The following is a 14,022-nucleotide window of genomic DNA, read 5'->3' on the forward strand; positions in this document are numbered from 1 at the left end:
CGGGCCTCCGTTCGTCTTGTGCCCCCTGCAGGATTCGAACCTGCGCTCCCGCCTCCGGAGGGCGGTGCTCTATCCCCTGAGCTAAGGGGGCATGCGCTCTAAGGGCGCGAGACGAAACCTTACCAGCAGTTCCCGGCGACGGCGGGCATCATCACGCGCGCGGGCGCGCCTGGTCAGCCCGGACGACCGACGCCGACTCGGCCCGCGACGCTCCGGCCAACGCGCGCGCGTCGAAGCGCTGCGTCGCGTCCGCGACCTCGCCGACGAGTTCCTCGAGCACGTCCTCGAGGAACACGACACCGCTCGTGCGCCCGTCGTCACCGACGACGCGCGCGAGGTGCGCGCCCGAGTTCTGCATCGTGACGAGCACGTCCTCGACCTCGTCCCCGGGACGCACCGTCGCGAGCAGCCGGATGCGGCGCGGCGGAACAGGCTCGGTGTACGCCTCGTCCTGCGCGTACAGCACGTCCTTGAGGTGGATGTAACCGCGCAGCTCCCCCGACGTCGTCATGACCGGGAAGCGCGAGAACCCGTGCTTGGCGACCATCGCGTCGACATCGGCGGGCGTCGCGCCCAACGAGAGCGTGACGAGCGAGTCGAGCGGCACGGCCACGTCGCTCGCGACCTTGTCGGTGAACTCGAGGGCCTCACGCACGCGGCGCTCCTGCCCCGACTCGAGCAGACCCTCTCGGTGCGACTCCTCGACGATCATCTCGACCTCCTCGGTCGAGAACGTCGAGGCCGCCTCGTCCTGCGGTTCGATGCCCATGCGTCGCACGATGGCCTTGCTGACGTTCTCGAGCACCGTGACGAGCGGGCGGATCGCCTTCGTCACCCACAGCAGTGCGGGCGCGAGCAGCAACGCTGCCCGGTCGGGCCCGGCGATGGCGAGGTTCTTCGGCACCATCTCACCGAGCACGACGTGGAAGTACGCGACGATGAGCAGCGCGAGCAGCAGGCTGACGACGTGCGTCAGCCCGTCCGGCATGCCCGTCGCCTCGAGGGGGCCGGCGATGAGGTGGTGCACCGCGTCCTCGGCGACGGCACCCAGCAGCACCGAGCAGACCGTGATGCCGAGCTGCGCGCAGGCGAGCAGCGACGCGACGTTCTCGAGGGCCTCCAACGCCGCAGAGGCGCGCTTCGAGCCCTCCGCGGCCATCGGTTCGAGCTGCGAGCGCCGCGCTGCCATGACGGCGAACTCGGCGCCCACGAAGAACGCGTTGCCGAGCAGCAGCAGGAGCGAGATCCAGAGCATCATCGGGCCTCACCGGCCCGGGTTGCGCCGCCGATGACATCGTCCATCGACTGCCCCTGCACCGCCGGGGTGAACCGGACGCGGTTGACGCGCCGGCCGTCCATCGACACGACGCGCAGGCGCCATCCCGGCAGCATGAGTTCGTCCCCGACCTCGGGAATGCGGCCGACCTGTTGCATGACGTAACCACCGAGCGTCTCGTAGGCGCGATCGTCGGGCACGGGCGCGCCGATGCGATCGACGACCTCGTCGGGGCGCCACAGCCCGGGCACCGTCCAGGACCCGTCGGGCAGGTGACGGCTCGCGTCGTGCAGCTTGTCGTGCTCGTCGCTGACCTCACCGACGATCTCTTCGATGACGTCCTCGAGCGACACCAGGCCCGAGGTTCCGGAGTACTCGTCGATGACGATGGCGAGCTGCAGCCCCGCGCCACGCAGGAGCACGAGCAGCGGTTCGAGCGTGATCGTCTCGGGCACGAAAGTCGGCTTGACCATGAGAGCGGTGACGGGCACATCGCCGCGGCGTTCGACGGGCACGGCGATGGCCTTCTTGACGTGGACGACACCGTGGACGTCGTCCCAGTCCTCCCCCAGCACCGGGAAGCGCGAGTGGCCCGTCGACCTCGCGAGCCGGACGACGTCATCCGCCGTCGCGTCGCGATCGACGGCCTCGCAGCGCACGCGCGGGCTCATGACGTCGGACGCGGTGCGCTCACCGAAGTTGAGCGAGCGCGTCAGCAGGTGCGCGGTGCCCTCCTCGATCGTGCCGGCCTCGGCGCTGCGACGCACCATGGAGCTCAGCTCCTGCGGCGTGCGGGCGGCGGACAGTTCCTCCTGCGGTTCGATGCCCATGGAGCGCAGCAGCAGGTTCGCCGATCCGTTGAGCACGACGATGAGCGGCTTGAAGAGGGCGGCGAACACCTGTACGGGCCGCGCGACGATCTTGGCGACGCGAAGAGGCGCGGAGATACCAAGGAACTGCGGGACGAGTTCACCGAAGATCATCGAGAAGGCGGAGGCGAGAACCATCGCGAGGACGGTCGAGGTCGCCGAGGCCGCGCCGCCGGTGACGCCGATGGCCGCCAACGGGGTGCGCAGCAACGCACCGACGCTGGGTTCGACGATGAAGCCGAGGATCAGCGTCGTGAGGGTGATGCCGACCTGCGCGGCCGACAGCTGCGTCGACAACCCGCGCAGCGAGGCGAGGACGGGGCGGGCGCGTTCGTCGCCGTCGTCGATGGCGCGCTGGACGGAGTGACGATCCAGCGCGACGAGAGAGAACTCGGTGGCGACGAACAGTGCCGTTCCGAGCGTGAGGACAACTCCGAGGAGGATCAATATCCACTGCGTCATGACGCAGTGAAATTACCACGGGCGCAGCCGTTCACCGGGCTCGTTCCACCCCCCGGGCCGGCCTCGACCGGCGAGGCCCGCGCAGTCTCGCGCCGGGGTGGGCCACCTCACCACCGACCGCCTCTCGCGGCGGCGGCGCGGGAGCGATAGGGTGGCGACGTATGCCGTGTACCACACGGCAGTGGAGTGGTTCACCTCGCTCCTGCCTGACACGGCCACGCGCCGCGTCATGGCGGGGGCAACGGGACGCCTCCCGCACGTGTACGTGAATCGACGCGAATGAAAGAGGCGCATCTGCGTGTCATCCCAGTCCCCCAGCTCTGAGCACGACGACTTCGGCGCGAACGAGTGGCTCGTCGAGGAACTCTTCGAGCAGTACAGCAAGGACAAGAACTCCGTGGATGCCGCATGGCAGGAGTTCTTCGCGACCTATCAGCCGGGCTCGTCGAACTCCTCGGCGCCGGCCTCCACGTCCACGTCCACGTCGGGCTCGGGCGCGAAGGCCGCTCCCCGAACCGAGAAGCCGATGGCCGCCGAGGCACCGCGCGACCAGCAGGAGGCGCCTGCACAGCAGGCCGCCGAGCCGACGCGCACCGCCGAGAGCGAGCCGCAGAAGCTCGACCCGAAGCAGGCCGAGGGCCACACACCGCTGCCGACGCCGCGCGACCAGGGCGACGGCGCCCTCGGTGACGTGCCGGCGGCGGACGACAAGGACACCCCGCTCAAGGGCATCGCCGCCAAGATCGTGCAGAACATGGAGGCCTCGATCGAGGTCCCGACCGCGACGTCGGTCCGCGCCGTCCCTGCGAAGGCGCTGATCGACAACCGCATCGTCATCAACTCGAACCTCGCCCGCGGCCGCGGCGGCAAGGTGAGCTTCACCCACATCATCGGCTACGCCATCATCAAGGCGCTGCGCGTCATGCCGGAGATGAACGCTTCCCTCTCGGTCGACGAGAAGGGCAAGCCCGTCCTGCACCAGCCGGGGAACATCAACTTCGGCCTCGCCATCGACCTGCAGAAGCCCGACGGTTCGCGCACGCTCGTCGTGCCGTCGATCAAGGGCGCCGAGGCCATGACGTTCGCGCAGTTCTGGGCCGCGTACGAAGAGATGGTCAAGAAGGCGCGCAACAACAAGCTGACGCTCGAGGACTACGCGGGCACGACGATCTCGCTGACCAACCCCGGTGGCATCGGCACGGTGCACTCGGTGCCGCGTCTGATGAAGGGCGCGGGCGCCATCATCGGTGTCGGCGCGCTCGACTACCCCGCCGAATGGCAGGGCGCGAGCGAGGAGACGCTCAACCGCAACGCCGTCAGCAAGATCCTGACGATCACCTCGACCTACGACCACCGCATCATCCAAGGTGCGACGTCCGGGGAGTTCCTGCGTCAGATCCACCAGCTGCTGCTCGGTGAGAACAACTTCTACGACGAGATCTTCGAGTCGCTGCGCATCCCCTACGAGCCGGTGCGCTGGGTGCAGGACATCTCCGCCAACCACGACGACGACATCAACAAGGTCGCGCGCGTGCAGGAGCTCATCCACGCCTACCGCGTGCGCGGTCACCTCATGGCCGACACCGACCCGCTCGAGTACAAGCAGCGTCGTCACCCCGACCTCGACGTCACGAGCCACGGCCTGACGCTGTGGGATCTCGACCGCACGTTCGCCACGGGCGGTTTCGGCGGCGCCAACTTCCTCAAGCTGCGCAAGATCCTCGGCATCCTGCGTGACTCGTACTGCCGCACGGTCGGCGTCGAGTACATGCACATCCAGAACCCCGAGGAGCGGGCCTGGATGCAGAACAAGCTGGAGAAGACGTACTCGAAGCCGACGTCGGACGAGCAGGAGCGCATCCTGCGCAAGCTCAACCAGGCCGAGGCGTTCGAGACGTTCCTGCAGACGAAGTTCGTCGGCCAGAAGCGCTTCAGCCTCGAAGGTGGCGAGTCCGTCATCGCGATCCTTGACCGCATCCTGTCGGAGGCCGCGGACGCCGGCCTCGAAGAGGCCGCGATCGGCATGCCGCACCGTGGCCGTCTCAACGTGCTCGCCAACATCGCGGGCAAGTCGTACGGCCAGATCTTCCGCGAGTTCGAGGGCACCGCCGCTCCCAACTCGGTGCAGGGCTCCGGTGACGTCAAGTACCACCTCGGCACCGAGGGCGAGTTCGTCTCCGATGAGGGCAACCACACGAAGGTCTACCTCGCCGCCAACCCGAGCCACCTCGAGGCCGTCGACCCGGTGCTCGAGGGCATCGCCCGCGCCAAGCAGGACCGCATCAACCTCGCCGGCACGGCGTTCACGGTGCTGCCGATCCTGCTCCACGGCGACGCAGCGTTCGCGGGCCAGGGCATCGTCGCCGAGACGTTGAACCTGTCGCAGCTGCGCGGCTACCGAACCGGCGGCACGATCCACGTCGTCATCAACAACCAGGTCGGCTTCACGACCGCGCCGAGCTCGTCGCGTTCATCGACGTACTCGACGGACGTCGCGCGCATGGTGCAGGCGCCGATCTTCCACGTCAACGGTGACGACCCGGAGGCCTGCGTCCGCGTCGCGGAACTCGCGTTCGAGTACCGCCAGACGTTCAACAAGGACGTCGTCATCGACATGGTGTGCTACCGCCGCCGCGGTCACAACGAGGGCGACGACCCGTCGATGACGCAGCCGCTCATGTACAAGCTGATCGAGGCGAAGAAGTCCGTGCGTCGCCTGTACGCCGAGGCCCTCGTCGGCCGCGGCGACATGGACCAGGAGCGTGCCGACGAACTGCTCAAGGACTACCAGCAGCAGCTCGAGCGCGTCTTCGTCGAGACGAAGGAGGCGACGAAGAAGGCCGCTGCCGACAGCGCCGCGCAGAGCGCTTCGTCCGATTCCAGCCAGGGCACCGACGCCGAGGGCCACGGCGGCCTCGAGCGCCCGTCCGCTCAGCTCGAGGACGATGCGAAGAGCGCCTACTCCTCGGGCCGCTCCTCCGCGATCACCGAGGCCGCCCTCGAGCGCATCGGCGCGGTGTGGACGAACCCGCCGGAGGGCTTCACGCTGCACCCGAAGCTCAAGCAGCTGCTCGAGCGTCGCACGGCGATGGTCAAGGACGGCGGCATCGACTGGGCCATGGGCGAGCTCATCGCGTTCGGTTCGCTACTCATGGACGGCACGCCGGTGCGTCTGTCCGGTCAGGACACCCGACGCGGCACGTTCGTGCAGCGTCACGCCGTCCTCATCGACAAGGCGAACGGCAACGAGTGGACGCCGTTGCGTTACCTCACGGATGACCAGGCGTGGCTGTGGATCTACGACTCGCTGCTCAGCGAGTACGCCGCGATGGGCTTCGAGTATGGCTACTCGGTCGAGCGTCCCGACGCGCTCGTGCTGTGGGAGGCGCAGTTCGGTGACTTCGTCGACGGTGCGCAGACCATCATCGACGAATTCATCTCGAGCTCGGAGCAGAAGTGGGCGCAGCGCAGCTCCGTCGTGCTGCTGCTGCCGCACGGCTACGAGGGTCAGGGTCCGGACCACAGCTCGGCGCGCATCGAGCGCTTCCTGCAGCTGTTTGCCGAGGACAACATGACGATCGCTTACCCGTCGACGCCGGCGTCGTACTTCCACCTGCTGCGTCGCCAGGCGCACGCGCGACCGCGCAAGCCGCTCATCGTCTTCACGCCGAAGCAGCTGCTGCGCGTGAAGGCCGCGACGAGCTCGCCGGCCGACTTCACCTCGGGCCAGTTCGAGCCGGTGCTGAAGGACCAGAAGCAGCTCGACGGTTCGAAGGTCGAGCGGGTGCTGCTCGCCTCGAGCCGCGTGGTCTACGACCTCGAGACGGAACGTGAGAAGCGCGGTGACGACACGACCGCCATCGTGCGTGTCGAGCAGCTCGCGCCGATCCCGGCCAAAGAGATCGCCGAGGCGGTCTCGGCGTACCCGAACGCCGAGATCGTGTGGGTGCAGGACGAGCCGAAGAACCAGGGCGCCTGGCCGTTCATGTACTTCAACCTGCCCGACCTGCTCGAGAGCCACGGCGAGACGCGACGTCTGCGCGTCGTGTCGCGTCCGGCGTCCGCGTCGCCCGCGACCGGCAACAGCAAGCGTCACGCCGCGCAGAACGCGGAGCTCATGGAGCAGGCGTTCGCGCGCTGAGGTTCACGTGAGCAGCCGTTGATGGTGCGTTCCTGATGAAGCGGTGCCCTCCCCCACGCGGGGTGGGCACCGCTTCGTCGTGGGCTCGCGACGCCTGCGGGGTGGGCACCGAGCTGACGGACGATAAGCTGGGCGCGTGTATTTCACGGATCGGGGTATCGAGGAGCTCGCGGCGCGCCGCGGCGGAGAAGACGTGACGTTCGAGTGGCTCGCGGAGCAGCTGCGTCATTTCGTCGACCTCAACCCGGAGTTCGAGATCCCCGTCGAGCGCCTCGCCACATGGTTGGCACGGCTCGACGACGACGATGACGAGTGAGTGAAGGCGGTCGTAGCGTGTCCTACCCCACCGAAGGCAGCGAGCCCGAGTTCCGGCCGAGCGCCGATTTCCACGTCGCCGAGGGTGAGCGCCGTGTCGGCCTCGTCTTCGTCGGCGACAGCTTCGTCAACGGCTACGGCGACCCGAAGGCCCTGGGATGGGTCTCGCGGGTCGTCGCGCGTACGCCGCACGAGGGCGTCAGGCTGACGACGTACAACCTCGGCGTGCGCGGCGACAGTTCCTCGGACGTCCTCGCGCGCTGGCGGGGTGAGGCGGCGCTGCGGTGGAAGAACTGCAACGAGCGCCGACTCGTCATCGGCTTCGGCACGAACGACGCGGCGCAGGGTCTGACGACAGCACGTTCGCGCCTCAACCTCGCGAACATCCTCGACGATGCGTCGACGAACGGCATCGCGACGTTCGTCGTCGGCCCGCCGCCCACGAGCGACCCGGAGATGAACGCGAAGCTCGAGGTGCTCGTCGACGCGCACGCGGACGTCTGCGCGCGTCGTGGCGTGACGTATGTCGACTGCTTCCGTCCGCTGCTCGGGCACGATCAGTGGCAGTCGGATCTTGCCGCCAGCGACGGCTACCACCCCGGCCAGGCGGGCTACGGCCTCATGGCGTGGCTCGTGCTGCACGCCGGTTGGCAGGACTGGCTCTCCGTCTGACGGCCCTCATCGCCCCTTCGAGCGCCTCACGTCGTCGACGTGGGGCGTTCGTCGTCCCGACAACCACGTTCTGACCCCCCTTCGGGGGCCGGCCGGAAGGCGAGACAAGGGAATGTCAGTACGCGCCGTCGCGTGCGAGGACGGCGCGGAGGGTCTTGAACATGATGACGAGGTCGCCGGACAGGGACCAGTTCTCGACGTAGTAGAGGTCCTTGCGCACGGATTCTTGCCAGGAGAGGTTCGAGCGTCCGCCGACCTGCCAGGGTCCAGTGATGCCTGGCTTGACGTTGAGGCGGCGGTGGACGTGGTGGTCGTAGGCTTCGACCTCGCGGGGCAGTGGGGGGCGTGGTCCGACGAGTGACATGCTGCCGGCGATGACGTCGAACAGTTGTGGCAGTTCGTCGAGGCTGTAGCGGCGGATGAAGGCGCCGACGCGGGTGGTGCGGGGGTCGTCTTTCATCTTGAACAGTAGGCCGGAGCCTTCGTTCTGTCGTTCGAGTCCGGCGCGGCGCGCTTCGGCGTCGACGGCCATCGAGCGGAACTTGGTCATCTTGAACAGCGTTCCGTTGACGCCTACTCGGGTCTGGCGGAAGAAGATGGGCCCGGGGCTGTCGAGGCGGACGGCGATGGCGATGGCGAACAGGATCGGGGCGACGAGGACGACCATCCCGGTGGCGATGACGAGGTCGAAGGCCCGTTTGAGGGAGTACTTGACGCCGCTGTAGCGGGGCATCTCGACGCTCATGAGCGGCAACCCTTCGATGGGGTGCCAATGGATGCGGGGGCCTGCGACGTCCGTCATGCGGCTGGCGAGGGCGAGGCGGATGGTGGTGTCCTCGAGCTGCCAGCCGAGTTCGCGCAGCTGCTTGCGGTTGATGCGGTTATGGCCGGCGACGATGATCGTGCTGGCCTCGTAGCGGTGCACGGCGTCGACGACGTCGGCGATCGCGCCGGCCTGGGGCACGACCACTCCGTTGGCGAGCTCGAACGTCGGAGCATCGGTCGTGTCCGTCGCGACGGCGCGCACGACTAGGCCCGCAGCCGGGTTGCGGGCTATGCCTTCGGCGACGTAGCGCACCTCATGCGGTGAGCCGACGACGACGACGCCGTCGACGAGCATCGCGCGGCGGCGTCGCGCGAGCACCCAGCGGCGGACCAGGAGACGTTCGATGAGAAGCAGGACGAGCCCGAGTGGGAGGGCGACGGCCAGGAAGCCGCGCGCTACCTGCCAGCGCAGCAGGACGAGGACGATCGCGAGCGCGCCGAACGTGAAGAACGTGGCGCGCACGACACGACGATATTCGTCGGTGCCGATCGCGATGATCTCCATGTTGTACGCCTGATTGAGAAGCAGCGAGGCCTGCCATCCGAGGATGAGGGCGGGCACGACGACGAGGTAGAGGTTGCCCTGCGAGCGAACGGTGTCGAGCGACGCCTCCGCCATTGCGAAGCGCGCGAAGAACCCGGCAGCCACGGCGAGTGTGATGACGCCCAGGTCGAGGACGAACAGCAGCAGGAACAGGTTGCGCCGCCAGTCGCCACGCATCCTGGCGAGCAGGTCGCGCCTACCTCTCGCCCCGTCAGTCATGCTCGCCGGCGCCTTTCCCCACAAAACCCTGTTTCCCCTTCGTCGGACGCGTCCGAATTCCCCTCGTTCCCGTTCGGCTGCGTTCCCCGCACCGCGGTCGTCTCGAGCCTGCGCCTCAGGCCCGCGCGCGCTCTGCAGCGCGCTCCTGCTGAACGACGCCGGATGCGGCGAGTCGTGCACGCCAGTCACCGATGCTCGGCCCGCGCGGTGAGCGTGCGAGCACGCTGTAGGCGGGCCTCGGCGCGGGCCGCTGGAACGCCTCCGTCGTCGTCGGGCGCACGCGCTCAGGATCCAGGCCTGCGAGGATGAATGCCTCTCGTGCGAGGTCGAACCATGACCCGCTGCCCGAACTCGTCCCATGGTAGAACCCGCCCGAGCATTCCTGCTCGATCAGCCCGACGATGGTGTCCGCCAGGTCGCCCGCCCACGTCGGCTGTCCGACCTGGTCGGCCACGACGTCGAGGGTGTCACGGTTCTGGGCGAGCTTCAGCATCGTCGCGACGAAGTTGCTTCCGTGCGCTCCGTAGAGCCATGCCGTGCGCACGATGAGCGCGTCGGGGTGCGTGGCACGAACGGCCCATTCTCCGGCCGCCTTGGTGCGTCCGTAGGCCGACTGCGGGGCCTGCGGGTGCTCGACATCGTACGGTTCCTCGGCGCGGCCGTCGAAGACGTAGTCGGTCGAGACGTGGACGAGCTGGGCATCCGCGGCCTGCGCGGTTCGAGCGACGTTGAACGCACCCGTCCCATTGAGTGCGAACGCCGCGGCCTCGTCGCTCTCAGCGGCATCGACGGCCGTGTACGCAGCACAGTTGACGACGACGTCCGGCGCGTGATCGCCGATGACGCGCTGCACCGTCTCCAGCTCGGTGACGTCGCATCCGGCGGAGCCGAGCGAGACGACGCTCTCACCGCGGCTGCGCAGCAGCGCGTCGAGATCCTGACCGAGCATGCCCGTGCCTCCGAGGACGAGCCAGCGACGCGCCATCGTCATGCCCCTTGACCGGTGGCGGTGTCAGCAGGCGCCGCGACGACCTGCTGGCTTGCGTACTTGGCCTCGGTGGCGTCCTTGAACGGACGCCACCACGACTCGTTCTCTCGGTACCAGGCGATCGTGGCGGCGAGGCCGTCGTCGAAGGAGGTGTAGCGCGGACTCCAGCCGAGTTCCTCGCGCAGCTTCGTCGAGTCGATCGCGTAGCGGCGGTCGTGGCCGGGCCGATCGGTGACGTGGTCGAAGTCGTCGGCGTCACGCCCCATCCCGGTGAGGATGGCCTGCACGACGGTCTTGTTGTCGAGCTCACCGTCGGCGCCGATGAGGTAGGTCTGCCCGATGCGCCCGCGCTCGATGATGGCCCAGACGGCCGCGTTGTGGTCGTCGACGTGGATCCAGTCGCGCACGTTGAGCCCGTCACCGTAGAGCTTGGGGCGCACGCCGTCGATGAGGTTAGTGATCTGGCGCGGGATGAACTTCTCGATGTGCTGGCGCGGACCGTAGTTGTTCGAGCAGTTCGAGATCGTCGCCCTGACGCCGAAGCTGCGCACCCAGGCACGCACGAGCATGTCGCTGCCAGCCTTGGTTGAGCTGTACGGGCTCGACGGGTTGTACGCCGTCGCCTCGGTGAAACGCTCCGGGTCATCGAGCTCGAGGTCGCCATACACCTCGTCGGTGGAGATGTGGTGGTACCGGACGTCGTGCTTGCGCGCCGCCTCGAGCAGCGTGTAGGTGCCGACGATGTTGGTCTGGACGAACGGCCACGGCTCGGCGAGGGAGTTGTCGTTGTGCGACTCGGCGGCGAAGTGGACGACGAGGTCGGACGCGGCGACGAGACGGTCGACGAGCGCGGCGTCGGCGATGTCGCCGCGCACCAGCTCGACGTGCTCCCCCAGCCCGTCGAGAGATCTCTCGTTGCCCGCATACGTCATGGCGTCGAGAACGACGATGCGCGCCTCTGGGCGCTCCTTCACCGTCAGGTGGACGAAGTTGCCGCCGATGAAGCCGGCTCCGCCGGTGACCAGGATCTGCACCCTGCCAGCATAAGGTAGGCCTATGAAGGGAATCATTCTCGCGGGGGGATCGGGAACGCGACTTCACCCGATCACACGGGGCATCAGCAAGCAGCTCATGCCGGTGTACGACAAGCCGATGATCTACTACCCGATCTCGACGCTCATGATGGCCGGAGTCCGCGAGATCCTCATCATCACGACGCCGCACGACAGCAAGCAGTTCCAGCGGCTGCTGGGCGAGGGATCCGACTGGGGTGTCGAGATCAGCTACGCCGTGCAGCCCTCGCCCGACGGCCTCGCGCAGGCGTTCATCATCGGCGAGGAGTTCATCGGCGACGACTCGGTCGCCCTCGTCCTCGGCGACAACATCTTCCACGGCGCCGGCATGGGGACGGCGCTGCAGGGCCACGCTGAGCTCACCGGTGGCCACGTCTTCGCTCATCACGTGACGAACCCGAGCGCCTACGGCGTCGTCGAGTTCGACGCGGACGGCAACGTCGTCTCGATCGAGGAGAAGCCGGAGCAGCCGAAGTCGCGTTACGCCGTGCCCGGCCTGTACTTCTACGACAACGACGTCGTCGACCTCGCGAAGAACCTCGAGCCCTCCCCGCGTGGCGAGCTGGAGATCACGGGCGTCAACGACGAGTACCTGCGCCGCGGCAACCTCACGGTGACGGTGCTGCCGCGCGGCACCGCGTGGTTCGACACGGGCACCTTCAAGGGCCTCATGGACGCCTCGCAGTTCGTCCACGTCCTCGAGGAGCAGCAGGATCTGAAGGTCGGCTGCGTCGAGGAGATCGCGTGGCGTCAGGGCTGGATCGACGACGCGCAGTTCTCCGCCCTCGCCGACTCCCTCGTCAAGTCCGGTTACGGCGCCTACATGCACCGCGTCCTCGCCGAAGGCCACATCACCCCCGCCGTCCGCAAGGCCCTGTGATGGACATCCAGCCGCTGAAGATCGACGGCGCCTACGTCGTCACGCCCCGCCAGTTCCCCGACGGGCGCGGCGTGTTCATGGAGGGCTTCCGCGGCGACAAGCTCGCCGAGCACCTCGGCCACCGCATGGACGTCGTCCAGTCGAACATCTCGGTCAGCAGCCGCGGCACGGTGCGCGGCATCCACTTCGCCGACGTGCCACCGAGCCAGGCGAAGTACATCACCGTCCTGTCGGGCTCGATCATCGACTTCATCGTCGACATCCGCGTCGGGTCGCCGACGTTCGGGCAGTGGGAATCGGTCGTGCTCGACACGAGCGAACGCAAGGCGGTCTACCTCGCCGAGGGGCTCGGCCACGCGTTCTGCGCCCTCGAGGACGATTCGACGGCGATGTACCTGTGCAGCGCGCCTTACACCCCCGAGCGCGAGCACGGCATCAACCCCCTCGACACGACGGTGGGGCTGACCCTGCCCGACGACATCGAACCGCTGCTGTCCCCCAAGGACGAGGCTGCGCCGTCGCTGGCGCAGGCCGAGGCGTCGGGTCTGCTGCCGCGATACGACGACTGCGTGCGCTTCTACGACTCGTTGCGCTCGGCCTGATCGCAGCGGCCCGCGTCCTGCATGATCACGCGTGACGCACGTCTCACGAGGCGGCTCCAAGGTCGCTGCACGGGCATGGTGTCGCGCGCACGAGGCGGGCCGTAGGTCACGATCCCGCATACTTATGTCGTGTCGCTCGCCTGGGGCGAGGCGCGGTGGCATGCTGTGGCCATCGTCTCCGACGGCTCGCGCCGTCCCCATGCCGAAAGGCCCGCCCATGCGTCTCGTACCACCGCCCCCGCCCTCGCCGGCCTGAGTGCCACCGCCCTGCTGCTGTCGGGTTGTGGCTCCGACTCCCTCGACGACTCCAAGAGCTCTGCCTCCTCGGGCGCTGCGGGCGCGTCGAGCAAGGCCGCCGAGGTGACGAAGGACGACTCGCTCGCCAAGCTCGTCCCCGCCGCCATCGCCAAGGAGGGCACCCTGACGATCGGTTCGGACGCGTCATACGCCCCGAACGAGTTCACGGCTGCCGACGGCAAGACGATCCAGGGCATGGACATCGACCTGCTCAACGCCGTCGCCGCGAAGCTCGGTCTCAAGCTCACCTTCCAGAACGGCGACTTCGGCACCCTCATCGGCGGCGTCAACGCCGGCAAGTACCCGGCGGCGATCAGCTCGTTCACCATCAACGCCGAGCGCCTCAAGACCGCGAACATGGTGCAGTACTACAGCGCGGGCACCGCCTGGGTCACCGCCAAGGGCAACCCGAAGAAGCTCGACCCCGACAACGCGTGCGGCCTGACGATCGGCGTCCAGAAGGACACCGTGCAGCAGACCGACGACCTGCCCGCACGCAACAAGAAGTGCACCGCCGCGGGCAAGAAGCCGATCACGATCGTCAGCGAGGTCGCCCAGTCGAAGGTGACCGCCGACCTCATCGCCGGCAAGGTCGACGGCTTCGCGGCCGACTCCCCCGTCGCCAACTGGGCCGTCGCGAAGAACGACGCGAAGCTCGAGAAGGTCGGTTCGAAGTACGCCTCGGCCCCGTACGGCATCGTCGTCAAGAAGGACAACACGGCGTTCGCCGAGGCCATCTCGAAGGCCCTTGAGGCCCTCGACAAGGACGGCACCTACAAGAAGATCCTCGACGCCTGGAGCAACGGTGACGGCGCCGTCACCTCGTTCCCGGTCAACCCCAAGCCCTGATCGCGAACGA

The 14,022-nt window shown here is 68.0% G+C and carries 11 protein-coding genes and 1 tRNA gene; 6 read left to right on the forward strand and 6 right to left on the reverse strand.

The features are described 5' to 3' along the window. Positions 1-19 precede the first annotated feature (19 nt). The 3 genes from B2284_RS04620 to B2284_RS04630 all read right to left on the reverse strand — a co-directional run bounded on the left by B2284_RS04620 (position 20) and on the right by B2284_RS04630 (position 2,607). Positions 20-91 (reverse strand) — tRNA-Arg (locus tag B2284_RS04620). A 60-nt stretch (positions 92-151) separates the two neighbouring features. Next, a complete protein-coding gene (locus tag B2284_RS04625; RefSeq protein ID WP_006945979.1) occupies positions 152-1,258 on the reverse strand; it encodes a hemolysin family protein in 1,107 nt (368 codons plus the stop codon). Continuing rightward, positions 1,255-2,607 (reverse strand): hemolysin family protein, encoded by a 1,353-nt coding sequence (locus tag B2284_RS04630; RefSeq protein WP_006946029.1) that lies wholly within the window; start codon positions 2,605-2,607, stop codon positions 1,255-1,257. Before B2284_RS04630 ends, B2284_RS04625 begins: the two co-directional genes overlap by 4 nt. 298 nt (positions 2,608-2,905) lie before the next feature. Here B2284_RS04630 and B2284_RS04635 point away from each other — a divergent pair, with 298 nt between their 5' ends. From B2284_RS04635 to B2284_RS04645, 3 genes are all read left to right on the forward strand, one after another. Then, the gene (locus tag B2284_RS04635) at positions 2,906-6,748 is read left to right on the forward strand and encodes a multifunctional oxoglutarate decarboxylase/oxoglutarate dehydrogenase thiamine pyrophosphate-binding subunit/dihydrolipoyllysine-residue succinyltransferase subunit (RefSeq protein ID WP_286697250.1); all 3,843 of its coding nucleotides are present in this window, start codon (positions 2,906-2,908) and stop codon (positions 6,746-6,748) included. Between the two features lie 136 nt (positions 6,749-6,884). Next, entirely contained in the window at positions 6,885-7,064 is a 180-nt protein-coding gene (locus B2284_RS04640; RefSeq protein ID WP_131940709.1) for a DUF6104 family protein, read from the forward strand. Between the two features lie 17 nt (positions 7,065-7,081). Further along, entirely contained in the window at positions 7,082-7,735 is a 654-nt protein-coding gene (locus tag B2284_RS04645; protein ID WP_006945919.1) for a GDSL-type esterase/lipase family protein, read from the forward strand. Positions 7,736-7,850: 115 nt separating this feature from the next. Here the strand turns inward: B2284_RS04645 and B2284_RS04650 are convergent, their stop codons facing one another. The 3 genes from B2284_RS04650 to rfbB form a co-directional block, all read right to left on the reverse strand. Further along, entirely contained in the window at positions 7,851-9,323 is a 1,473-nt protein-coding gene (locus B2284_RS04650) for a sugar transferase (RefSeq protein ID WP_286697251.1), read from the reverse strand. A 115-nt stretch (positions 9,324-9,438) separates the two neighbouring features. Beyond that, positions 9,439-10,308: a dTDP-4-dehydrorhamnose reductase gene (gene rfbD / locus B2284_RS04655; protein ID WP_062257165.1), complete on the reverse strand. Its 870-nt coding sequence runs from the start codon at positions 10,306-10,308 to the stop codon at positions 9,439-9,441. Positions 10,309-10,310: 2 nt separating this feature from the next. Then, positions 10,311-11,345, reverse strand: coding sequence for a dTDP-glucose 4,6-dehydratase (gene rfbB, locus B2284_RS04660; RefSeq protein WP_286697252.1), 1,035 nt, complete (start codon positions 11,343-11,345; stop codon positions 10,311-10,313). A gap of 22 nt (positions 11,346-11,367) precedes the next feature. Between rfbB and rfbA the strand changes: the two genes are divergently transcribed. The 3 genes from rfbA (at position 11,368) to B2284_RS04675 (ending at position 14,012) form a co-directional block, all read left to right on the forward strand. After that, on the forward strand, positions 11,368-12,264 hold the full coding sequence (gene rfbA / locus B2284_RS04665) for a glucose-1-phosphate thymidylyltransferase RfbA (protein WP_286697253.1): 897 nt from the start codon (positions 11,368-11,370) through the stop codon (positions 12,262-12,264). Next, complete coding sequence (locus B2284_RS04670) at positions 12,264-12,866, forward strand: dTDP-4-dehydrorhamnose 3,5-epimerase family protein (protein WP_083603894.1); 603 nt, start codon at positions 12,264-12,266, stop codon at positions 12,864-12,866. The genes rfbA and B2284_RS04670 overlap by 1 nt, the downstream gene beginning before the upstream one ends. 129 nt (positions 12,867-12,995) lie before the next feature. Beyond that, positions 12,996-14,012 carry an ABC transporter substrate-binding protein gene (locus B2284_RS04675; RefSeq protein ID WP_286697254.1) on the forward strand — a complete coding sequence of 339 codons (1,017 nt, stop codon included), beginning with the start codon at positions 12,996-12,998 and terminating at the stop codon, positions 14,010-14,012. Positions 14,013-14,022: the final 10 nt, after the last annotated feature.

The sequence above is a fragment of the Dermacoccus sp. UBA1591 genome, assembly GCF_002322065.1.
Taxonomy (GTDB): domain Bacteria; phylum Actinomycetota; class Actinomycetes; order Actinomycetales; family Dermatophilaceae; genus Dermacoccus; species Dermacoccus nishinomiyaensis.